This window comes from Chryseobacterium sp. MEBOG06 (assembly GCF_021869765.1).
In the GTDB taxonomy this organism is placed as follows: domain Bacteria; phylum Bacteroidota; class Bacteroidia; order Flavobacteriales; family Weeksellaceae; genus Chryseobacterium.
In genome coordinates this window covers 1,959,062-1,981,773 of record NZ_CP084580.1, presented here as the reverse complement: position 1 = coordinate 1,981,773, position 22,712 = coordinate 1,959,062, and the positions used below count along the sequence as shown (strand labels likewise).

Annotated in this window: 19 protein-coding genes, 1 tRNA gene and 1 pseudogene; 7 read left to right on the top strand and 14 right to left on the bottom strand. The window is 35.3% G+C overall.

Annotated elements, in window-relative coordinates; all coding sequences use genetic code 11:
* Window positions 1-27 precede the first annotated feature (27 nt).
* A pseudogene (locus tag LF887_RS24400) lies at window positions 28-1,442 on the top strand (aldehyde dehydrogenase family protein).
* Window positions 1,443-1,574: 132 nt separating this feature from the next.
* On the opposite strand, the gene LF887_RS09100 reads toward LF887_RS24400, so the two are convergent.
* The 4 genes from LF887_RS09100 to LF887_RS09085 form a co-directional block, all read right to left on the bottom strand.
* Window positions 1,575-2,096 (bottom strand): GNAT family N-acetyltransferase, encoded by a 522-nt coding sequence (locus LF887_RS09100; RefSeq protein WP_236858811.1) that lies wholly within the window; start codon window positions 2,094-2,096, stop codon window positions 1,575-1,577.
* An 837-nt stretch (window positions 2,097-2,933) separates the two neighbouring features.
* Entirely contained in the window at window positions 2,934-5,093 is a 2,160-nt protein-coding gene (locus tag LF887_RS09095; protein ID WP_236859492.1) for a peptidase domain-containing ABC transporter, read from the bottom strand.
* The gene (locus tag LF887_RS09090; protein WP_236858810.1) at window positions 5,093-6,175 is read right to left on the bottom strand and encodes an HlyD family secretion protein; all 1,083 of its coding nucleotides are present in this window, start codon (window positions 6,173-6,175) and stop codon (window positions 5,093-5,095) included. The genes LF887_RS09095 and LF887_RS09090 overlap by 1 nt, the downstream gene beginning before the upstream one ends.
* Window positions 6,176-6,757: 582 nt before the next feature.
* Complete coding sequence (locus LF887_RS09085) at window positions 6,758-6,934, bottom strand: hypothetical protein (protein ID WP_236858809.1); 177 nt, start codon at window positions 6,932-6,934, stop codon at window positions 6,758-6,760.
* A gap of 277 nt (window positions 6,935-7,211) precedes the next feature.
* Here LF887_RS09085 and LF887_RS09080 point away from each other — a divergent pair, with 277 nt between their 5' ends.
* The 4 genes from LF887_RS09080 (at window position 7,212) to LF887_RS09065 (ending at window position 9,917) form a co-directional block, all read left to right on the top strand.
* Entirely contained in the window at window positions 7,212-7,544 is a 333-nt protein-coding gene (locus LF887_RS09080) for a transposase (protein WP_236858808.1), read from the top strand.
* 19 nt (window positions 7,545-7,563) lie between these two features.
* Window positions 7,564-8,454 (top strand): transposase, encoded by an 891-nt coding sequence (locus LF887_RS09075; RefSeq protein WP_317207805.1) that lies wholly within the window; start codon window positions 7,564-7,566, stop codon window positions 8,452-8,454.
* 139 nt (window positions 8,455-8,593) lie between these two features.
* On the top strand, window positions 8,594-8,947 hold the full coding sequence (locus LF887_RS09070; RefSeq protein ID WP_236855726.1) for a transposase: 354 nt from the start codon (window positions 8,594-8,596) through the stop codon (window positions 8,945-8,947).
* A 19-nt stretch (window positions 8,948-8,966) separates the two neighbouring features.
* Window positions 8,967-9,917, top strand: coding sequence for a transposase (locus tag LF887_RS09065; protein WP_262912550.1), 951 nt, complete (start codon window positions 8,967-8,969; stop codon window positions 9,915-9,917).
* A 141-nt stretch (window positions 9,918-10,058) separates the two neighbouring features.
* On the opposite strand, the gene LF887_RS09060 is transcribed toward LF887_RS09065, so the two are convergent.
* The 4 genes from LF887_RS09060 to LF887_RS09045 all read right to left on the bottom strand — a co-directional run bounded on the left by LF887_RS09060 (window position 10,059) and on the right by LF887_RS09045 (window position 12,865).
* Window positions 10,059-10,143, bottom strand: a tRNA-Ser gene (locus LF887_RS09060).
* Between the two features lie 376 nt (window positions 10,144-10,519).
* On the bottom strand, window positions 10,520-12,292 hold the full coding sequence (locus LF887_RS09055; protein ID WP_236858807.1) for a S41 family peptidase: 1,773 nt from the start codon (window positions 12,290-12,292) through the stop codon (window positions 10,520-10,522).
* A gap of 70 nt (window positions 12,293-12,362) precedes the next feature.
* Entirely contained in the window at window positions 12,363-12,599 is a 237-nt protein-coding gene (locus tag LF887_RS09050) for a DinB family protein (RefSeq protein WP_236858806.1), read from the bottom strand.
* A complete protein-coding gene (locus LF887_RS09045; protein WP_236858805.1) occupies window positions 12,575-12,865 on the bottom strand; it encodes a hypothetical protein in 291 nt (96 codons plus the stop codon). The genes LF887_RS09050 and LF887_RS09045 overlap by 25 nt, the downstream gene beginning before the upstream one ends.
* A gap of 177 nt (window positions 12,866-13,042) precedes the next feature.
* On the opposite strand from LF887_RS09045, the gene LF887_RS09040 reads away from it, so the two are divergent.
* Window positions 13,043-14,188, top strand: a complete 1,146-nt coding sequence (locus LF887_RS09040; RefSeq protein WP_236858804.1) for a tetratricopeptide repeat protein — start codon at window positions 13,043-13,045, stop codon at window positions 14,186-14,188.
* Between the two features lie 54 nt (window positions 14,189-14,242).
* Here LF887_RS09040 and LF887_RS09035 read toward each other — a convergent pair whose 3' ends face one another.
* The 6 genes from LF887_RS09035 to LF887_RS09010 form a co-directional block, all read right to left on the bottom strand.
* Window positions 14,243-14,800 (bottom strand): DUF6624 domain-containing protein, encoded by a 558-nt coding sequence (locus tag LF887_RS09035; protein ID WP_236858803.1) that lies wholly within the window; start codon window positions 14,798-14,800, stop codon window positions 14,243-14,245.
* Between the two features lie 2 nt (window positions 14,801-14,802).
* Window positions 14,803-15,213, bottom strand: coding sequence for a GNAT family N-acetyltransferase (locus tag LF887_RS09030; protein ID WP_236858802.1), 411 nt, complete (start codon window positions 15,211-15,213; stop codon window positions 14,803-14,805).
* 42 nt (window positions 15,214-15,255) lie between these two features.
* Window positions 15,256-15,813 carry an AAA family ATPase gene (locus tag LF887_RS09025; protein WP_236858801.1) on the bottom strand — a complete coding sequence of 186 codons (558 nt, stop codon included), beginning with the start codon at window positions 15,811-15,813 and terminating at the stop codon, window positions 15,256-15,258.
* Between the two features lie 118 nt (window positions 15,814-15,931).
* Window positions 15,932-16,459: a hypothetical protein gene (locus LF887_RS09020; protein ID WP_236858800.1), complete on the bottom strand. Its 528-nt coding sequence runs from the start codon at window positions 16,457-16,459 to the stop codon at window positions 15,932-15,934.
* Between the two features lie 422 nt (window positions 16,460-16,881).
* Complete coding sequence (gene putP / locus LF887_RS09015; protein ID WP_236858799.1) at window positions 16,882-18,378, bottom strand: sodium/proline symporter PutP; 1,497 nt, start codon at window positions 18,376-18,378, stop codon at window positions 16,882-16,884.
* Window positions 18,379-18,554: 176 nt separating this feature from the next.
* Window positions 18,555-21,119 (bottom strand): M1 family metallopeptidase, encoded by a 2,565-nt coding sequence (locus LF887_RS09010; protein ID WP_236858798.1) that lies wholly within the window; start codon window positions 21,117-21,119, stop codon window positions 18,555-18,557.
* Between the two features lie 666 nt (window positions 21,120-21,785).
* Here LF887_RS09010 and LF887_RS09005 point away from each other — a divergent pair.
* On the top strand, window positions 21,786-22,667 hold the full coding sequence (locus tag LF887_RS09005) for a cupin-like domain-containing protein (protein ID WP_236858797.1): 882 nt from the start codon (window positions 21,786-21,788) through the stop codon (window positions 22,665-22,667).
* Window positions 22,668-22,712 lie beyond the last annotated feature (45 nt).

Below are 22,712 nucleotides of genomic sequence, written 5' to 3'. Positions count from 1 at the left end.
TTTTGTATAAATTAAAATTACAAAAAAATGAAAGTAATTAATAAAATTTATATCAATGGTGAATTTATAACGCCTAATGGTACTGAAATTCTGGAATTGATCAATCCTACAAGTGGTCAGAAAATGGCAGAGGTAACACTCGCTGATAAGGTTGACACTCAAAATGCAATTCATGCTGCAAGGATGGCGTTCAAAACCTTTTCAAAAAGCACAAAGGATGAACGTATCACTCTTCTGGAAAAAATACGCTCAGTAATCATCAAACGCCAAAAAGACTTAACCGATGTGATGGTTGAAGAATATGGCGGAACCTATCAGTTTTGCTCAATGGTTTCTCAATTCGCCATTGACGATTTTACAGCGATGATCGAAACATTGAAAAATTTTGATTTCGAACGTACTATAGGTCACTCAAAACTTCGTCTACAGCCTAAGGGGGTTGTCGGTATTATTATACCCTGGAACATGAGCAATGGATTTATCTGTACCAAATTATCAACAGCTATTGCAGCAGGCTGTACAGCCGTTGTAAAACCCAGTGAAATGAGTGCCCAGCAAACACAGATCATAGCCGAATGTTTTCATGAGGCAGGTCTTCCAAAGGGTATTGTTAACTTTGTAACCGGAATGGGTGATGTGGTGGGTGCTGAAATCACCCGCAATCCGGGAATTGATAAATTGCATTTACCGGTTCTACAGCCGTAGGAAAAATTATCGCTAAAGGAGCCGTTGATACCATGAAAAGGGTAACATTGGAATTAGGTGGAAAGTCGCCGAATATCATTTTAGATGATGTTGATTTAGAAACAGCAATACCCACCGCTATAATGGGTGCTTTCCTGAATAGTGGACAAGCCTGTGCAGCTGCTACCCGCTTATTGGTTCCCTATGATAAATTAGAACAGGTAAATGTAATTGCAAAAAACACAGTTGAGAAAACAAAAGTTGGTAACCCAAAAAATGAAGATACAGGTATAGGTCCTATGGTAAGTAAAAAACAGTTTGAACGGGTACAGGAATATATTAAAATCGGACTGGAAGAAGGCGCAACGTTATTGGTTGGCGGCCCCGGAAAACCTGAAGGGCTTGAAGCCGGAAATTTCGTAAAGGCAACGGTTTTCACCAATGTAAAAAACAGCATGCGTATCGCCCAGGAAGAGATTTTCGGGCCGGTATTAAGTATTATACCTTATAAAGATGAAGAAGATGCTGTAGCTATTGCCAATGACACAGCTTATGGGTTATGTGCCTATGTCAGTTCTTCAGATCAAGAGAGAGCCTATCGGGTAGCTGCCGAGATTGATGCAGGAAGAGTCTGCATTAATGGTATTCTGCACGATTCCAAAGCACCGTTCGGCGGTTTCAAACAGTCTGGTATTGGAAGAGAATATGGTGAATTCGGACTGGAAGAATATCTTGAACCTAAAGCCATTTTGGAATAATATCCGCAACACGCCTGCTCTATTGGTATGCGAATGCAAAAAACCAATAAAAACTGCGGTTGACATCATTCAATCGCAGTTTTCATTTGAACCAAAAATAAATTTTTGGAAAGTATACTATTCAGAAAAATGCTACATCCAAACGTCTAATTCAAAAAGGCAGCAATTTCTTTCATTTTGATAATGAGCCGGTAGTTGTTCTGTATCAGTAAGTTTGACCATACCTAAAAAATTGAATCCGGCCGATGTGTAGTGTTCTATTAACTTTATATTATTTCCCAATGTGTCAAGGCGGACAAACCGTTTTCCTTCTTGTTTTGCATATTCCCTGGACCATTTTACTATTTCATCGATATATCTGTTACCTCGCAATTCAGGATTTGTACAAATTCGATGTATATAAATGCTGTCGTTTTTGTCTTTGATTCCCCAGATTTCCTTATCCTCAAATGTGATCGTCCAATTGCAGGCTATTGTACCATCAAAAGTTATTTTCCACTGTCGATTTTCATTGATTTCCTTTTTAAGAAACGCATCTTCAAAGTAAGGCCAAACTACCATTTCCCTTTCCGTCTGGAGCTCCCTTGCCGCTTGATAGAGTGCCATAATATCAGTTACATCAGATAGCGAACAGTTTTTGATTTTTATATTCATCTAATTTTTTTTGCAATTTCTAAATTATTCATATCGGATAAAATCCGAATCTTGTTATTATTTAAAGTTTCCCTTCGGGGACCATCGGATCAGGTGCAAAAGTTATAGGGCAGCAAGGATTATCTTAAGCGATCACGAACTTCTTAAATTATACTTCCAGAATTTCTAGTTGAACACTTTGATATCCTCAAAGCAGATATTTATTTTCAAGAAAAAAGCTGTATTCATGATGAATTACAAGATAGATTATTAGAGTCCAAAGGTTTTCTTTCTGAAATTATTGTAGATGATGACCCATTAAGAGGTAAAATTGTCAAATTTCAATATGGATTCTATAATAAGACTTGATAAAAATGACTCCTTTAAATCGTAGAAATGACAGATATTTTGAGGAACTGTTGAGATTTACCCGTATATTCCCAAATTACAAAGCTGTTATTACAAAAAGAAATTCTCTATAAGCCGCAGAACAAGCACACCTCTTTTATGAGGTTTTAACAAAGAGAAATTCTCTCCAGTTTTAGAGGAGATTTTCGTTTCTCTATATACGCAGCAACAAGACTGGATTGTTTCACTTATTAAAAAACTGATTTTCAAACGTTTATCAAAAACAAATGGCACATTCAATTTTAGCCATTTTTTGACTGTTTTTTAGTGTTCAAAATGCACTATATTCCCACTAAAATAATTGTTCCAAACCATTAAAAAAAAGCTGCCTTTTATCAATTCCTTTCTGTAAACTACTATTTCTAACAGCCAATGTGATAAATGATTGATTTATAGTCTTTTAATAAAATAAAATAATAGATTGAAATTTAACTCATTTTCCGTTCGTTTTCAACTCAATCTAAGACTTTGCTTTTCCCACATAGACTTATATACCGAATTTTTAGAAATGAGCTCATCATGGTTCCCTTGTTCTATAATTTGTCCTTCTTTCATGACAAGAATGGTGTCAGAATTAGCAACCGTACTTAATCGGTGAGCTATGACAATCATTGTTTTACCTTGATTTTTAAATTCTTGTAATGTTTTCTGTATAACAGTCTCTGCTTCGGTATCTAACGAAGATGTTGCTTCATCTAAAATTAAAATTTCAGGATTCTTATACAAAGCTCTGGCAATAGCAATTCTTTGCTTTTGTCCCCCTGATAATAAAGCCCCGTTTTCCCCTAAATAAGTCTGAAAACCATTCGGAAGTTTTTCTACAAAGCTTAATATTCCTAAGTTTTTAGTTATGCTAAATACTCTCTGCATATCAGGAAAATCATCTCCTAATGCAATGTTTTCAATTACATTTCCCGAAAACAAATCTATCTGTTGGGGTACAACCGAAATTAAACTCCTTAGTGAGTAATTTGAAATGTAGTTTATATCATAGTCTCCAATTAGAATTTTACCTGATTTTAAAGAATATAAATTTTGAATTAAAGCTGCTAAGGTAGTTTTCCCACTTCCACTTTCTCCTACGATGGCAGTTGTTTCTCCTTTTTTTAGTATACAATTAAAATCAGTAAAAACATCAACTCTACTTCCATAGCTAAAATTAACCTCTTTAAATTGAATATCTCCGATATGTTCAGTTGCCAAATCAATTTTTTCTGTGGTTTCTTCCCGTTCCAAATCCATAATTTCAAACAAACGGTCTGCTGCTATTAAAGCATTCTGTATTGTTTTATTCATCCCTATAAGCTCAGCAACAGGACTTGTAAAGTAACCTATTAAAGCATAAAATGATAAAAGCTCCCCAGGAGTAATAATCCTATCTATAACATATCCTGAACCTACCCAAAGCAATATGATTGTAAATATTCTGGACAAAAGCTCAGATGAATTACCTGCAAATAAGGCATTAAGTACAGACTTATATATTGTTTTTAATAATTTGGTAAATGCATTATCTGTTTTATTATTGGCAAATGTCTCTATTCCAAATTGTTTGAGAGTTCTGACTGAATTGAGAGATTCAACTAAATGAGATTCTAATTCTGCATTTTCCTCCATCATTTTTCTCTCTACTTTCTTATTTAGTTTGTTTGTAAGCCAATAGACAAAAAAATACAACGGAATAACTAAAGCTGTAATGAGTCCCAGTTTCCAGTAATAGGTAAACATTAAAGTAAATGAAAAAATAACAATAAAAATATTTACAAATATTTGAATAGCAGCATCATTGATGAATGTTCTTATTTTTACAGCATCATTTACCCTTGAAATGATTTCTCCCACTTTCATGGTATCAAAAAAACGTTGTGGAAGCTTCAATAAATGTTTATAGTAACCTAATATCAGGTGTTTATCCATTTTTTGTCCTGTTTGCAGAACAAGAATACTTTTCATAGCTCCTATAAAAATCTGAAATAATAAAATGACAATCATACCTACAGAAAGTAAGTTTAAAAGTCTTCTATTGCCATCAATCAAAACATAATCCGTAATTTTCTCTATATAAATTGATGTGGACAGCCCTAAAATAGTATAGACTAATGCCCCTAATAAAGCCTGAATTAAGATGCTTTTATGGGGTTGTATCAGATTCCAGAATCTTTTGTATAGGATGGTTTTTTCATTTTTTTGCTCAAAATATTGATTGGGCTCTAACAGGACCAGAACACCAGTCCATATTTTGGAAAACTCTTCATTAGTATATTCTTCAACTTTACCAAAAGCAGGGTCCATCACGGAAACCTTACTTTTAGCTACTTTATAGATAACAACGTAATGATGATATTGTTCTTTACTTACAATGTGAGCAATAGCAGGTAATGGAATGTCTGGTAAAACATCTGCCCCTCCTTTCACTCCTTTAGCATTAAACCCCATTGATTCCAACCCCTGTACAAGTCCTAATACATTAGTTCCTCTTGTATCAGTATGGCTTAATTGTCTAATTTTAGCAATAGGCATTTTTAATCCATAATGAGCAGAAACAGAAGCCAAACAAGCTGCACCACAATCTTTTAAATCATGTTGTTTAATTAATATATCTTTTTTCATCATTTCAATTTCGGATTAAACCAATCATCTGCTTTATCAAATAACAATTGCCATAAAGTACGGTCTATAAGGTGGAAACGGGCTGTAAGGGTCATTCCTTTTACAATTTGTCCTTTATACCCATTTTTTAGTTCCAGATAATTTTTATCCATTTCACAAAGAACCCTGAAGCAAGCTTCTCCCGTTTGTTCATTAATCTTTACATTTTGGTCTATTTCCTGAACCTTTCCATCTAGCAGTCCCCATTGGTTATAATTGTAAGTATCTACTTGAAATTTTACCTTTTGCCCTACTTGGATAAATCCTATATCTTTGGGAGAAACCAAACATTCGATAACCAAAGATTGTTCGGGAGAAATTTCTCCTACCGTTTGTCCCTGAACTAAAAAGTTCCCTATTTGAACTCCTGAAAAATTAACCAATCTTCCTGAAACGGGAGCTGTGATAATGTAATTTTTTTGTTCTTGATTGATACGTTGAATTTCTGAACTGAAAGAACGTAATTGTCTTTCAACTTCTCGTTTTTGTGTTTGCCATTGTGCTATTTGTTGTTCTTTAATATTGGCAATTTGTTTAGAAAACCCCTGATGGTCATAATAATACTTGTCATATTCTGCTTTGGGGATAACCCCTTGCTTATAAAGCAGAACAGCTCTGTCTAAATCTTTTTGAGCTAAAGATAGCTGAGTTTGAACCTGTGCAATTTTTTCCTGCATGGCAGAAAGTTCCCTTTGGTATTGTTCTGTCTGTAAGCTACTATATCGCCCCTTGGTAAGTCTGTTTAAATCCTGTAACTGTGCTGCATAATCTTCACTCTGACTATTTTGCAGATGTTTCTGAGTATCTAATTGTTCTGCTGTTATAACAAGTAATGTATCTCCTTGTTTCAGAAATTGATTATTCTTTTCTAATTGAGTTTTTATAACTCTGCCACTTACCACTGAACTAAGTTTAGTGTTTTCATTTACAGAACGAACTACACCTTTTGAAGAAGAAGAAATGGGGATTTTAACAATGGGTAGAGCAACCAGAACCAAGCCAATTAATAGTAAAATACTAATGCATATGAATTTCCTGACCATTATTTAGTGTAACTTTTAGATACTTTGGCATAAGCTAAAAAACAGACAAGATTGCTACAAAAAGCATTAAAGCAATGGCTATAATTACTCCAATGTTAAATTGATTTTCTTGCAAATTTTCCTTTTTTTGCTTATGCATTGTAGTTATTGCTAATGGGTTTACTTTTGTTTATGGCATATACTTTAAAATTAATCTCTCTTTTTTCTTCCTTCTTTATGCCAATTGTGATATACATTAAAAAAATTAATGAAATAAAGATGAGAACACTTACTAGAATAATTAGGATTCTGCTTTTATCTAAAAAATTAAACATCTAATAGTATGATTTAGTAATTAAAATTAACAAGGCTGCATTTATTATACAGCCTTGTTTTAAAATTTATTAACTTTCCTTCAAATTAAATTTACATATATTCCTTAATCCAAAATTTGGATATTTTAAAGGGGTTATATGTTTTATATTTCCTTGCAAGAAAGATATAAATAATCAAATCTGTTGCAATAAAGAGTGTTGCAAATATAATATCAAACATAATAATCAGTTTTTAACAAAATAATAATGCCTATATACGAAAAATAAATTAATGGATACCTCCCCAACCGTAATCACTGCCATTATAAGTACCACCTCCATTTTGTGCAAGCCAGTTTCTATAAGCAAGTGTTAGCCCAGCTCTAAATGGACCAAAAAAACCTCCTTCTGTTTTCTTCATTTCGTTTGTACTTAATTCTTGTACATTTAATTTTGATAAATTCATTTTCTTAATTTTTAAAATTAATATTTTTTAATTCTAAAAAACATTCGTGCACTGGTGTTTTTTAATTTATGCTAAGCTATATCTTTATATAGAGAATTCCAAACTAAGCAGCCCATATAATAGCAAATCCATAACCAATCTTTAAATTTTATAACTTGTTAACATATTCTATTCTAAATTTAATCACAATGTATTGAAAATTTAAATGTAATTATTAAGAAATATTTGGATCAGTCTCAAAAGTTGGGGGAATGTTTAGTGGTTGTATCTTTGTCTTATGCTAAGCGATTACGACCTTCTTAAATTTTTACTTCCAGAATTTCTAGTTGAACACTTTAATATCCTCAAAGCAGATATTTATTTTGAAGAAAAAAGCAGTATTCCTGAGGAATTTAAAGAAAGACTGCTGGAATCAAAAGGCTTTTTACCTGAAATTATTGTAGATGATTACCCATTAAGGGGTAAAATCGTAAAGCTTCACGTGAAAAGAAGAAGATGGACCGATAAGTCTTCAGGAGAAATCCTTCAAAGAAACTGGCAGGTTGTAGCTAAAGGAACACGCATGACAAATGAATTTGCCGTCTTCTTAAAAAAAATTAGCAGACACTAAAGCTCTTCCTCTCAAAGTTATAGCAGAATTTTTTGGTATCAAGGGTAAAACCTTCCAGAGACAATACAAGAATAAACTCAGCGAATATCATAGCTGGGAACAAAAACCTCACGCAGAAGACTGGATCATTTATCCTGAAAATCTCTCAGCATCCTTATCCTTAGACGAAGTTGCTTTATCTGATGGAGAACTGTATACCGTTCTTACCTCCAAAAGAGCCAAAGGGAGAAAAGGAAGTATTGTTGCAATTATAAAAGGGACTCAGAGTGATTTTGTCATCGCGCATCTTTTAAAAATCAGCAGGAGACTTCGTATGAAGATAAAGGAAATAACTTTGGATATGGCGGGCTCCATGAAGCGTATTGCTAAAAGATGCTTTCCTAATGCAGTACAGGTGATCGACCGCTTTCATGTTCAAAAGCTGGCTCTGGAAGCCCTTCAGGAAATAAGGATCAAACATCGTTGGGAAGCCCTTGAAATGGAAAATAAGACTCTTGAAGAAGCCTCTGAAGAGCAAATTTTAAAGACGGAAGTATTTGAAAACGGAGATGCCCGAAAACAGCTTCTGGCAAGAAGCAGGTATCTGCTTTACAAGAGCCGGGAAAAATGGACGCTGTCCCAGAGGCAAAGAGCTTCCATCCTTTTTGCTCAATATCCTGATCTGGAAAAAGCGTATGGATTAACGGATGTATTAAGAAAGATCTATAATCAGCCTATTACAAAATCTGTGGCTATGACTAAACTTGCGCATTGGTTTAGAAATGTTGAAGAAGCAGATTTTAGATCTTTTTCCACCTTAAGAAAGACCATAATGCACCATTACAGAGATATTCTAAATTATTTTGATAAAAGAAGCACTAACGCAGCGGCTGAATCTTTCAATGCTAAAATCAAAAACTTCAGGATGTAGCTCAGAGGGGTGAAGGACAGATCGTTTTTTTTATTCAGATTAACCAAACTTTTTGCTTAGCCCCCAACTTTTGCACCTGGTCCATAATGGATCAGTCTCAAAAGTTGGGGGGAATGTTTAGTGGTTGTATCTTTGTCTTATGCTAAGCGATTACGACCTTCTTAAATTCTTACTTCCAGAATTTCTAGTTGAACACTTTGATATCCTCAAAGCAGAAGAATATTCTGGTGAACTTCATATTTATTTTGAAGAAAAAAGCAGTATTCCTGAGGAATTTAAAGAAAGACTGCTAGAATCAAAAGGCTTTTTACCTGAAATTATTGTAGATGATTACCCATTAAGGGGTAAAATCGTAAAGCTTCACGTGAAAAGAAGAAGATGGACCGATAAGTCTTCAGGAGAAATCCTTCAAAGAAACTGGCAGGTTGTAGCTAAAGGAACGCGCATGACAAATGAATTTGCGGTCTTCTTAAAAAAAATTAGCAGACACTAAAGCTCTTCCTCTCAAAGTTATAGCAGAATTTTTTGGTATCAAGGGTAAGACTTTCCAGAGACAATACAAGAATAAACTCAGCGAATATCATAGTTGGGAACAAAAACCTCACGCAGAAGACTGGATCATTTATCCTGAAAATCTCTCAGCATCCCTATCCTTAGACGAAGTTGCTTTATCTGATGGAGAACTGTATACCGTTCTTACCTCCAAAAGAGCCAAAGGGAGAAAAGGAAGTATTGTTGCAATTATAAAAGGGACTCAGAGTGATTTTGTCATCGCGCATCTTTTAAAAATCAGCAGGAGACTTCGGATGAAGGTAAAGGAAATAACTTTGGATATGGCGGGCTCCATGAAGCGTATTGCTAAAAGATGCTTTCCTAATGCAGTACAGGTGATCGACCGCTTTCATGTTCAAAAGCTGGCTCTGGAAGCCCTTCAGGAAATCAGGATCAAACATCGTTGGGAAGCCCTTGAAATGGAAAATAAGACTCTTGAAGAAGCCTCTGAAGAGCAAATTTTAAAGACGGAAGTATTTGAAAATGGAGATTCCCGCAAACAGCTTCTGGCAAGAAGCAGGTATCTGCTTTACAAGAGCCGGGAAAAATGGACGCTGTCCCAGAGGCAAAGAGCTTCCATCCTTTTTGCTCAATATCCTGATCTGGAAAAAGCGTATGGATTAACCGATGGCCTTAGAAAGATCTATAATCAGCCTATTACAAAATCTGTGGCTATGACTAAACTTGCGCATTGGTTTAGAAATGTTGAAGAAGCAGATTTTAGATCTTTTTCCACCTTAAGAAAGACCATAATCCATCATTACAGAGATATTCTAAATTATTTTGATAAAAGAAGCACTAACGCAGCGGCTGAATCTTTCAATGCTAAAATCAAAAACTTTAGGATGCAGCTCAGAGGGGTGAAGGACAGATCATTTTTTTTATTCAGATTAACCAAACTTTTTGCTTAGCCCCCAACTTTTGCACCTGATCCGGAATAGGTCATATAAATCGTGACCTATTTTGATTTTTTTTGATAGTAGTGCAAAAACAGAAAATGCTGTAAACATTGATGTTTACAGCATTTTAGCTTATTTTAGTTTCTCAACCTGCGGAGAGAGAGGGATTCGAACCCCCGGACCTGTTACAGTCAATAGTTTTCAAGACTATCGCAATCGACCACTCTGCCATCTCTCCATAAACTCCGGTAGTACCGTTGTTTTTCAGTGGTGCAAATATAGAAAGTTTTTTAATATTGACAAAATATTTTTTCAATAAAATTATTTTTTTTAGATTCAATAAGCATTCAACTCACTTAAAAATCAAAAATAAAGTATATTAAAATCTAAATACCAATCATTTAAAATCAAAGAGAACTTCCCGATGTGTTACTATGTTTTTTAAGAAATATTTTTTAATCCTAGTAATATTCCTTAGTAATCTCTCCTTTGAATTCCCGTTTACAGATCAGGCTCAAACATCTGTTCACCAATTGCTCTTATCCCCTTTTACTTTCAATGAAAATTATCCATTTTTCAAAAAAAACTTACTCTATTTTCATGGTTGATCAATATTATATCCGTTCTTTCTGAAGCTCTAAAACTTTTTTTAGATAAACATCAGTCTGGTCTAAAAATTCCTGATCAGTCTGGTGAACTTCAATATGAGGAATAATCCCCTGTCCTTTATGCTGATCCGGAAGGTTTTGGGCATCCTGAATGACATGAACAATGGAAAAACCTGTCTGTATACCGGTATTGGGCAGTTCATAAACCAAGGGAAGGTGCCCGTTGTGCTCATAATACCCTCCAACTGTTTCTTTTCCAATGACCACTGCATTGGTATATGACTTAATCAGGGAAGCCAGGTGCGAAGCTGCGGAAGCTACACGTTGATCTACCAGCAGATAAAGCTGTCCTTTAAAGGTTTTTTGATTAGGAAGAATCAGCGGATTTTTATCATCAGTCCAATAATATTTATCCTGAATCTGTTTAGGATAAAGCTGTTTCAGATAAGTATTCAATCCGTATTTATCTTTTACGCCATTGGATAGGAAAAGGGAAATAATCACCAGCTTTTCGTCTAATGGAACCTCATTAAATTTTGTATAAGCATAATGGCTGTCACGGAAAGGCCTTTGTGTAAGGTAAGAAAAGACTTTTTCATAAAGCGCTCCTGTTCCACCTGTATTTCCTCTTAAATCGACAATGAGATTCTTCACCTTTTCCTGCTCTAGTGTATTTATCATCTGATCAAGAAAAGCACTAAATCTGGTATATGCAGGATCTTCCTTGCCTGTTGCAAAGTCAAAGCCTCTTACAGATAACCGGTATATCCCCTCTCCTTCTTTATTAAAACTGTATTTTTCTGCCATCAGCTTCTTATCGAAAGAAAGTGAATGCCGTGAATCCTGTAGTTTTCTGAAACTCTCCAATGATATCCCAGGCAGGGAAACATTATTTATCTTTCCATTCCACCGATAGCTGATTTCATAATTTTTGTGAGTTCCAAATTCCATGTAAAATTTATCAATCATTCCCCTTTCAAATCCTGCTGTTTCTCTATAGGGCATTGAAAATCCGTCGGAAAAATAGTATTGAGAAAAGCGGTTGATCATCTCTTTTGCCGGAATACCATTCACAGACAGTACCTCAGCGCCAAGAGGCACCACAACCTCCTTAGAATCCTGCAGCAGCCGTCCGTCAATATTCGTTAATGTAACAGGAAGATACTCCGGCTTCTGGGTCATATAATAAGAAGCATGATTGGGCAGATCAGTATAGTTATGACAGCTGCCTTCAAATCCTGTGACTTTGGCAATCACCTTGTAAAAATCAAAGATATTTTTACAGTTTTCAGCTTCCTTCTCTGCCTGCTGATAAATGCTGTCAATCTGTTTTTTAGCCCTGTAAACATATAGTCCTGAATTTGCTTTTTCTCTTATAGAACGGAAAGTATGCAGGTCTTCCACAAACTGACCAGCACTTAACTGATCTTTTAAAACCTGAACATTTTTAGATTCTGTAATAGTAACTTTAGCAGGTTTACTCTTTTCTAAATAAGACTTAGCCCAGATTTTAAGTTCATATATTTTACCTTTCTCAGGGGTAAAATATAACCTTTCCACACTTTTTATTCCTCTCGAATCATCCTGATCTTTTACTTTTTTTCCATCCATAAATAGTGCTAAAGCCAGATTGGCATCAGACGACTGAACAGAAATCCAGACAGATTTATCAGACTGAGGTGAGTATTTCAGGGTATCACCCGGTTTCAGGTATGTATTGGTTTGAGCATAAGCAGAATTTACCACTAATAAAAAAGGAATAATGAAAGGTTTGGCCATTGTTATTTTTTAAAGGGCTAATATATACAAATTACGGCAGCCGGTTTAACAGGTAGAAATGTTTTACTTCTTACAGTTGAACGCTTACTCCCCATACTTCTTCTGCAGAAAGTCCATAGATCTGAGGTGTCTTTACATCAGGCAGATTGAGGTATATGTATATTTCTTCTCTGTGATGAATTTCATGTTCTATCATTGCACGAAGCCATTTCCAAGTTGAAATTTCACTATTGGCAGGTGTTAAACATTTCCGGTAAAGATCTTCATTGGACAAATTATTAATTATTTCCAGTGTTTGTCTGTGCATTTCATTAAAAAAATCACGGTATTTTCATAACCGTCTGCCAGGTCTCTTCTACATCCCTGATAAGCACTTTTTCTTCCTGAAATGGTTTCGCAATACCTATAGCGTTCAATGGTGGCAATATATCTGATCTGATCTCCAATGGTAAATTTCCCGGGTTTAGAGGGAAAATCTACATGTACAGGAGATACTGATTCAATGATTCTGCTTGTTCCTTCTCTGATTTTTTCACCGTAATCAACAAATGATTTCACAGATTTTATTTCCATTGGTTAAGCCTTTAATCAAATTAACAGTCCGTTTTATCATTTGAAGATAAGAAATCCTGAAAAAGAAGATTATAATTTCTGATATAAATTATTCAAAACATCAAAAAAGCGTTTAATAACTAATCACTAAATTTGGAAAATTATTAAATATCTGATATTTTAGTAAAAAAAACAATAATGATGAAAATTTGGCTTTCTTTATTGATTGCTATTCTGAGTTTCAAAAATATATCCGCTCAGTCTGCAAAAATTGACCCCGAGAAACTGCTTGAATATTATGAAAACCAGCGCTATGAAGATGCTGCCAAGTACCTTCAAAGTATATACAATGAGAATACAAAGGATATAAAGGCGCTCAGCCAAATTGCTTACTGTAATCTGATGGCAGGGAAACTTCCTGAAGCTGAAAAAAGTTATCTGAAAATCAACAGTCTGCAGCCTAACAATTTATCTGCCTTATTCAGTCTTACCAGCATCAATTCCAGACGGGGTAATGCTTCCAAAGCAAAATCTTATCTTCATCAGATTATTCAGTTAGACAGCCTCAATTTCAGTGCTTATAAACAGCTTGCAGCTTATGAAGATGTTCCTGATGCAAAACTTAAATTTCTCAAAAAAGCCAATACACTGAAGACTGCAGATCCGGATGTAGCGTATGATCTTTCTATGGTTTACCGGGAGCTTAAAGAATATCAACAGGCATATGATATTTTAAAAACAGCTATTTCTGCAGATCCTGAAAATTTTACTCTACAGCAGGCTCAATTACCTTTAGCCAATCAGCTAGGCAAGTATCAGGAAGTGATCGAGACCGGCGAAAAATTGTTGAAAATCAATGCTGACGTCAACGTTATGAATGATACAGGACAGGCCTATTTCTATGTAAAAGATTATCAGAAATGCATTAATCTGTATAAAGTTCTTGAAGATCTGGGGATTCAGAATGAGGGAACATTGTATTATATGGCTTTGAGCTATCGTGAACTAAAGGATTATGATAAGGCTGCAATCTATGCTCAAAAAACCATTGATGAAGCGATTTCAGATCATACTCCACTTTATTATGCTGCGCTGGCAGGTATTTATGAAGCAAAAAGCCGGTACAGTGATGCACTGGCAGCTTATAAAAGAGGACTTAGTTTCGGACAGAGCAATATGATCTGTTACCGTTTAGGCCTTCTATATGACCTTAATCTAAAACAGCCTAAAAATGCGGTGGTCTATTATCAGTTGTATCTCAAAAACAAACCTGACCAGGAAAGAGAAAAGGAACAGATTATATATGCCAGAGAGAGAATGACTGCTTTAGCGCAAACTAAATAGACACCATATCAGGAACATTCTTTATTAGTTTTATAAAACGTTAAACTCCATATATTATATCCAGCCAACTTTCTTCCTCCAAATATTATATCCTTTATCTTTCGCCTCAATTTCCGGAATATTTTCCGGAGTCGGGATCCAATTAATTTTTTCCTGGGATAATGGCAGCAGATTGACCTTTTCGCGCTCCTTATTAAGGTTGTCTTTATCTTCAACAGGATAAATTCCTTCAGGAATAATTTGTGTTCCGTATTTTTGGGGTTTACTTTGGAATACCTGAATGCGGTCATACAAATAGGCTGTGTTCCTGGCATCCAAATCATTACTGTTTTCTTCCATCATCTTATAACACTGTTTCATAAAATCAGGCTCCCCAATGGAATGCTGTACAATCAGCCATGCAGCATTACTTGCATTTTCACCTACTTTTGAAATGGTTGGAAACCCGATTTCTGCGATAATTTCACGCAGCCTTTTTGCATTATCTGTATGAACTTTTTCCATTTCGGGATGATAACCGGCTGACAGCTTTCCTTCAGCTAATAACTGCTGTCTTATGGCTAAATCTTTATCTGCCAGTTTCAGCAATTCTTTGGCGAAACTCTCATTCATTGTTATAGTTTTTTTATAAGATATTTGGGAGATTCTGTATAACCCTGCCTATAATAAAATTGATGAGCTTTTTCTCTTTTGCCGTTACAGTGTACTTCTATACGATCACACTTTCGCGTTCGCGCTATTTTCTCACAATATTCTTCCAACTGTTTTCCAAGTCCTGAACTTCTGAAATTTTCATCAACCGAGAAATAGCTGATTCGGGCAAAATCTCCTTTAAGCGCAATCTGTGGAATAATATGAATAGATATAAATGCGGTCACTTTTCCTTCGGAATTTTCCACTACTGTTAAGTATTCATCGGGATCATTTAAAAGATTTTTAATTTTTTGAGCAATAAATTCCCCTGTATCAGGATATCCAAGCTGATCCAGTAAAACTGCAACAGCATTCTGATCTTCTTTTTTCATTTTCCTGATATTCATTATCTTATATATTTTAGACAACCGAAGTTACAAAAACATTTGATTCACTTTGATAGTTTCAAGAATAAAATCTGCTCTTTTTTCTACTGTACCTTTAGGGACTTCAATAACATGATAATCGTAGGCCAGATAGATCTCCTTGATACAGTAAAAAGTGGATACAGCTACCTCAAAAGTTTGTTTTCGTTCCTGATCGTTTTCATAAATTTCTTTCCAGGGCGGAAGAATAAAAACATTTTTATGATAGATCATTTCAGCAGATTTGATTTGCATTTCTTCAGAAACAGGTATATTTTCCAGTTTAAGATATCCTGAGGTATCTAATATTCCCCGGTCAAAGAATATGATTTTAGAATCAGCCCCTGAGTTTATCTCCTGAAATCTTTCTAAAGAAGCATTGAACATCAATTCTGCAAAATACTTTTTATTGAGCCAGGGAAGCCCGTTTCCATTCAGAGCGATCTGTTCTTTGATTATTCTACGGCCTTCTTCAGGAACTGTCTGAAATCCCCGCCTCTGTAATTCATCCAGCAAAGCTGTTTTCCCGGCACCGGGGCCGCCAGTGATGATACATAGTTTTTTCATTAAGTTTAAATAATATTTGGAATAAGTACAACTTCACGTCAATCAGAAGTATTACCCTCTTTTCAATCGTGATGTTACACCTACTGTGACAGAACCTTTATTTCAAATTTTACTGATATTACAAATTAAGGATTTGTTTTATTTGTTCTTTTTCCAGCTTTTTCAATAGGATACTTTTAAAATTATAATCCGTATCCAGTCCAAGGGATAGATGTTCATCTGCATCATAAAATGTCAATGCATTGACATCAGCTTTGCCAAAGAAGACCAAAATATTCTGACACTGAACATCAAATAAGATTTGAGTGGTATGATATGTTCTTTGGGCAGCCTTATTATCATGTAAACAAAACTGATACCTACCTTCAGCAGCATGAATATTTTCCATGAAGTTTTCAGGTATAATATTTTTCCCATTAACAGATACAAAGGTAATATTGACAAGGCTTTTTGATACTTTATCAAACTTAAATGTGATAAAATTTCCCGTTTCCCCGTCATAATTATCTATTGTAATACCTTCCTGATAAACAGAATATGCATCAAAAATTATTTCAAGCGGTATTCTGCCCGTATCTTCATAAAAATGATAGACCAGAGAAACATCCTTTAGATTTTCATTAGGTATAATTGATAGATTAATCATTAGTTTTTCTTTTTTAGGGCAGTCTATTCTGCAAGGCAGATTGCTCTGATAAATTTGTACTTTTTAACAATAATTTCACCAGCGCTGTTATTTTAAATTACCATTTTCAAAGTGAAAATATTCCAGTGAAGCAAAGGTAAACTTCTGTATAAATTTTGATTCTTTTTGGTTTTTTGTCCGAATCGTAAAAAAGCCTTCCTGAATTGTACAATCATAAAATCCTTTATCTACAGGATATTTATTCAATATTCCGCTTAATGATTTTTTTATCTGTGGTTCAGCATTTGCGGATGTGTAAAAATACCCGCTGGAAAATTTGTACCTTCACCTGCAAAAATATACACTGCATTTTTAATTTGATAAAAATAATAAATTAATCGTTTCCAGGTATATGATCAATGAAATATATACAGAACTGAATATTATTCCTTCATAATTTTCTTCATTTCATCAAATTCCTGCTCAATAATCATATCAGGTTTGTAGGTAAACAAAGAAACGACAATATTGGCTAATAAAGAGAGCGTAAATCCAGGAATTATTTCATACCAGTCTTTCAGCGGATGCTGAAGGTAAACCCAGGCCAATACTGTTACTCCTCCTACAAGCATTCCGGAAAGACCTCCCTGCCAGGTTGTTTTCTTCCATAGAAGTGACAGTAAAATAAGGGGTCCGAATGCTGAACCAAAACCAGCCCAGGCATTTCCAACCAGATTAAGTATACTGTCTTTAGGGTCCAGCGACAGAAGCCCTGCAATAATTGCTACCAGTAAAACAGAAAGTCTGCTGGCTATCAAAAGTTGTTTTGGAGTTGCTTTTTTATTCAGAAAAGCTTTATAAATATCTTCTGTTAATGAACTTGACGTTACCAGTAACTGAGATGAAATTGTACTCATTACAGCCGCAAGAATCGCTGTAAGCAGAAATCCTGCTATAAACGGATGGAATAATATTCGGGAAAAATAAATGAATATTGTTTCTGCCTCGGTCTTTGATCCATCAAATTTCAACATGGTTTCCACATCAAATTTCTGCAGATAAGCAATCCCTATCAAACCTATGGCTAATGCTCCGGCAACGGTAAAGATCATCCATGTAATACCTATTCGTCTTGCTTTTACAAGATCTTTAGGTTTATCAATCGCCATAAAACGGACTAAAATATGAGGCTGACCACAATAGCCAAGACCCCACGCCAACAAAGATGCAATACTTACGGTAGTTGTCCCTCTGAATAAATCAAGATATTTCGGATCTTTAGTTTCAATCAACGAAAGCGTTTCACCAACACTTCCAATTTGGATAACCGCTACAATTGGTACAATCACCAATGCCAGCACCATAATGGTTCCCTGTACAAAATCTGTAAGGCTCACAGCAAGAAATCCTCCTAAAAATGTATATAAAACAACCACCACACTTGTTAAAAGTAAACCTACGGTGTAATCCATCCCAAAGGCCGATTCAAATAATTTTCCACCGGACACCATCCCTGCTGAAGTGTAAAGGGTGAAAAACACCAGAATAAAAATGGATGAGGTGATCTTGAGAAGATGGTTTTTATTTTTGAATCTGTTTTCAAAAAAAACAGGTAGCGTAATAGCATTCTGAGCTACTTCTGTATAAATTCTGAGTCTCGGTGCAACAATTATGTAATTGAGATAAGCCCCAATCGTTAAGCCAATAGCGATCCATGCACTGGAAATACCCGACAGATACATGGCTCCGGGAACTCCCATCAGCAGCCATCCGCTCATATCAGCAGCACCGGCAGACAATGCCGTTACCGCAGGGCCCATTTTCCGACCACCTATTAAAAATTCTTCAGAATTGCTTGTTGATTTTCTATAAGAATATATGCCTATACCTATCATTAGCAACAGGTACAGTCCCACAGAAACCGCTTCATATACTTGCATATTATTTTTTATGAAGCCGAATATAATGATTTTCCGGGTCAGCCGCAAAAGCTGATACAACGTTTTTTGAACCGCAAATGTATGAACGCTTTTATCCCTTTATTAGTGGATGATAATATAGATATTTCATAAAAACTGGATCTGTTTATTTTTGTTCATAAAAGCAAAGGTTGTTTTTATTTTATAAGCTTCTGAGCTCTTTTCAGGTTATCTGAAGCCTGCAGGATCTTATTTTTCAATATTGGATTATAATTCGGATTTTGTAATAAAAACTGATTGACCATATCCAGAGCTTTTGGGTTTTGGTAAGCTCCTAATGTGGAACGGAGCCAGTTATCCGGGAAGAAGATATCTCCCGTTTTTTGAATCTCCTGCAGCAGCTCTAAAGTCTTTGGAACGTAATTAACAGAAGTCTTCTGTCTCAAAGGATGATGCAGATAAGTAAGAGAGGCACCCACTGCAGACTCATTGGATCTGTTTTGTTTTTCTGAAAGACCATTAAAAAATTCATCACGGATATCTTTGTCCGAAGAAGCTGCTTTCATAATGATTTTAAAGCGATTTATCCTGTCCGGGTTTTTTATTCTCGTTAACTGTTCCTGTAGCAAAGAATTGTTATCATTATTCCGAAGTGATAAAGCAAGCGCTAGATTGGTAAAGTCTTCATCATTGAGAGATACATCTTGTGGCGGAGTCTGGGATTTCCAGATCGCATATAGGTTGTCATATGCCTTTGAGGATTGAAAAATCCCCTGATAGCAATCGAATAAAATTTTCTTATTATTTTTTGCTGTCTGTACCTGTAATGCTTTCCATACTGTATTTTCCAGATTTTCAGAAACTTCAGTTCTTTTATTTTCTGGTAAAAAGCTCCAGTATACTGCAGAAATATAACCGGTAATAAGACGGAGATTCAGTTCTGAAGTTTCATTTTGCAGCTGTCCGGTAAAGAAGTCCAATAGTTCCTGAGGTGAAGCTCCTGTGCCGCCCAACATATTTTCGTATAAAGAAATGTAAGCACTGGCACGGTTTATCGGATCCTTTACTATAGAAAATTCAGACATTGCAGATTTATCAATCCCGAATACCCCATATCCAATCCCTGAAGAATTCTGCAGGACGAAAAAAGGTTTGCTCTTTCCTTTTAATTCCAGAATTTCCTTCTGCGCTCCTGATAATTTAACATCAACTTTCTCGACTGTTCCAGGGTAAAATAAACTTATCTGAAACTCCTGTGGCCAAACTTTCTGCTCTTTTCCATATTCTGGATGCTGAGAAACGGTAAATGTTTCTATCTTGTCACCTTTATATTTTATGTTGTAATCCACAACAGGTCTACCCGGATCATTAACCCAGACTTTGTTCCAGCTTTGCAAATCTTCCTTAGTATGCTTATCAAGAATATCAATCAGATCCGGCCAGGTTGCATTGCTGTAAGCATATTTTTTAAGATATTCTTCAATTCCTTTTCGGAAATCTTCTTCACCAATCAATAATTCCAGCTGGCGCATCATAATGGGGGCTTTATTGTAAATGATAGGCCCATACATCATCCCTGCATTTTGAAGGTTATCCAGAACCTGTCTGATCGGGTTCGCTCCCAAAGTACGGTCTATAGAATAGGCCGCAGGAAAATGGGTGGTTAAAAATTTAAGATCATAAACTGCTTTGTCCGAAGCCGCTCCTGTACTTTTATCGGCCATAAAGTTTGCAAAAACCTCTTTCATCCAAACATCATTAAACCAATCCATCGTAACCATATCTCCGAACCAGAGATGGGCAACTTCATGAGCAATAAGGTTTGAACGGTTATTGAGTTGGCTTTGTGTAGCACTTTTATCTAAAAACAGGGTTGAATTCTGAAACAAGATAGCACCTGGGTGTTCCATTCCTCCAAACTGAAAATCCGGTACCGCAACCATTCCGTGTTTTTGGAAAGGATGCGGAATATTAGTCCATTTTGTAAAATAATCCAGTGAATTCCGGTAGAGGGTAAAAATAGAATCCATGCTGTTTTTTATTTTCACAGAATCTGTTTCACGGTATAAGAGTTTAGAATCCTGTTGATCTATTTTTTCTGTAAAGGTTTTAAAATCTCCTGCAGCAAAAGAAAACAGATATGTAGGAATTACATCTGACTCCTTAAAATGGAGGATTTTTTTCCCTTGTTGTAAGGTTGTATTTTCAAGTTCTCCATTAGCGATGGCACTCCATTTTTCAGGAATTGTTAATGTTAAAGAATAATTAGCTTTCAGATTAGGCTGATCAAAACACGGGAACATGGTTCTTGCACGATCCGGTACAAATAAAGTATAGAGATAGCCGTCACGTCTGTTTAATGCAGAATTTCCGGCAAGAAAAGTAAAATTGATCTGATTAAATCCTGATTTCAGGTATTTTGCATCAATAATGATATGTTCGTTTTCCAAAACCGGTGGAGTCGTCTGCCCGTTTACAGATACAGATATCAACGAGGCTGCTTCTTCTTTAAAATCGATTAATAAAGGTGCTTCGTTTTGTTTTTTATAATGGAAAGAAAGAACTTCTGCCCCTGATATTCTTTCTGATTTATTTTCAGGAATTTGCAGGTTAAGTTCATATTTAACAGTGCTTAATGTAGTTTTTCTCAACTGAGCCAATTCGTGTGACACTCCCGTTTCCGGTTTGGTCTGGAATTTTGTCTGTGCAAAATAACCACTGCTGAAAATAACAAAAGATAATGCTAGTACACCTGTTTTCATAGATCAAATATAAGAATTGAAAATGGAAATGGCATGTTTAATGCAAAGAGGAAACTTACATCAGTAATACTATATGGTAAGACCTAAAGATCTTCTTCAAAGAACTTTTCAAACTCGTTATCAAAAGAATTATCCATTTTATTTAATTCTTCAGATTATTTAGTCTTTAAAAGTTTAATTAAAAAGAAAATCCCAACGGTCAGCATATGGATTCCCATGACAAGCAGCAGATAAAACCACCATACAAGACTCATCCCACCTCCACTTTTGAAAAATAAATTATAATACAAAAACGTACTGTACAACAAGAATACAACACTATTAATAACTCCCAAAAGTCTATTGACCTTAAAGGAAACAATAATAAACAGCAGGCAAATTATTGAAACTGCATATACAAACTGATTATCATTCATCGGTTATTAATCTTTTCTTCTAAATAATAAGGCAAGTATACAGACAAATATCATATTTTACAAATATTATTTTACGGTTCAAAAACACCTGTTTTTCGGATGCAAAAATAGGAACGAACTGTCTGATATAGCTTTATTAAGCTTATTTGACTTTTAGTAGTTATATTTATTTATATTAGTTCCAAATAATTTAATTTCTTTCTATTTATTTTCATAAATATTTAATACTTTAGCTTAATAATTTAAACGAATGGGAATACTCCTTAAACCTATTGATGTAGTAGATGATATTTCACAAGAAGATTTTCGTGAAAAATATCTAAAGCCATGCAAGCCAGTGGTAATCAAGAATATGGCTAGGAAATGGCCTGCGTACCAAAAATGGACGATGGAGTACATGAAAGAGGTAGTAGGTGATGTTGAAGTGCCTTTATATGACAGTGCCAAAGCAGACCCTGCAGCTCCCATCAATACCCCGACCACCAAAATGAAGTTCGGTGATTATGTAGACCTTATCCAAAGAGAGCCTACAGATCTTAGAATTTTCTTTTTTGATCCTATAAAATTTGCTCCTAAATTATTGGATGAATATGTTCCTCCAAAAAATCTGATGGGAGGATTTTTAGATAAGTATCCAAGTATGTTCTTTGGAGGTAAAGGCTCTGTGACTTTCCTTCATTATGATATTGATATGCCTCATATCTTCCATACTCATTTTAACGGAAGAAAGCATGTTCTTCTTTTTGAATATAAATGGAAAACGCGTCTTTACAAACTTCCTTACGCAACTTATGCATTGGAAGATTATGATATAGCCAATCCTGATTTCGAAAAATTCCCGGCACTTGACGGAATTGAGGGGATTGAATGTTTTCTGGAACATGGGGATACGCTGTTTATGCCAACAGGATGGTGGCACTGGATGAAGTATCTGGACGGTTCTTTCTCTATATCCCTTCGTGCGTGGGACAAAAGCTGGGCTGTAAAGGCACATTCTCTTTGGAATCTTGCCGTTCAGCGTAACTTTGATAACTTCATGAAAGGCCGTTACAAAAAAAGATATATGGACTGGAAGGAAAGAAAAGCCGTTGAGAGAGCCAATATTGCTCTGAAAAAGGGTCTTCCAAAATAAAAAAGAATCGGAAAAAAATATCAGGTGCCTCATCTTAGTAAGATC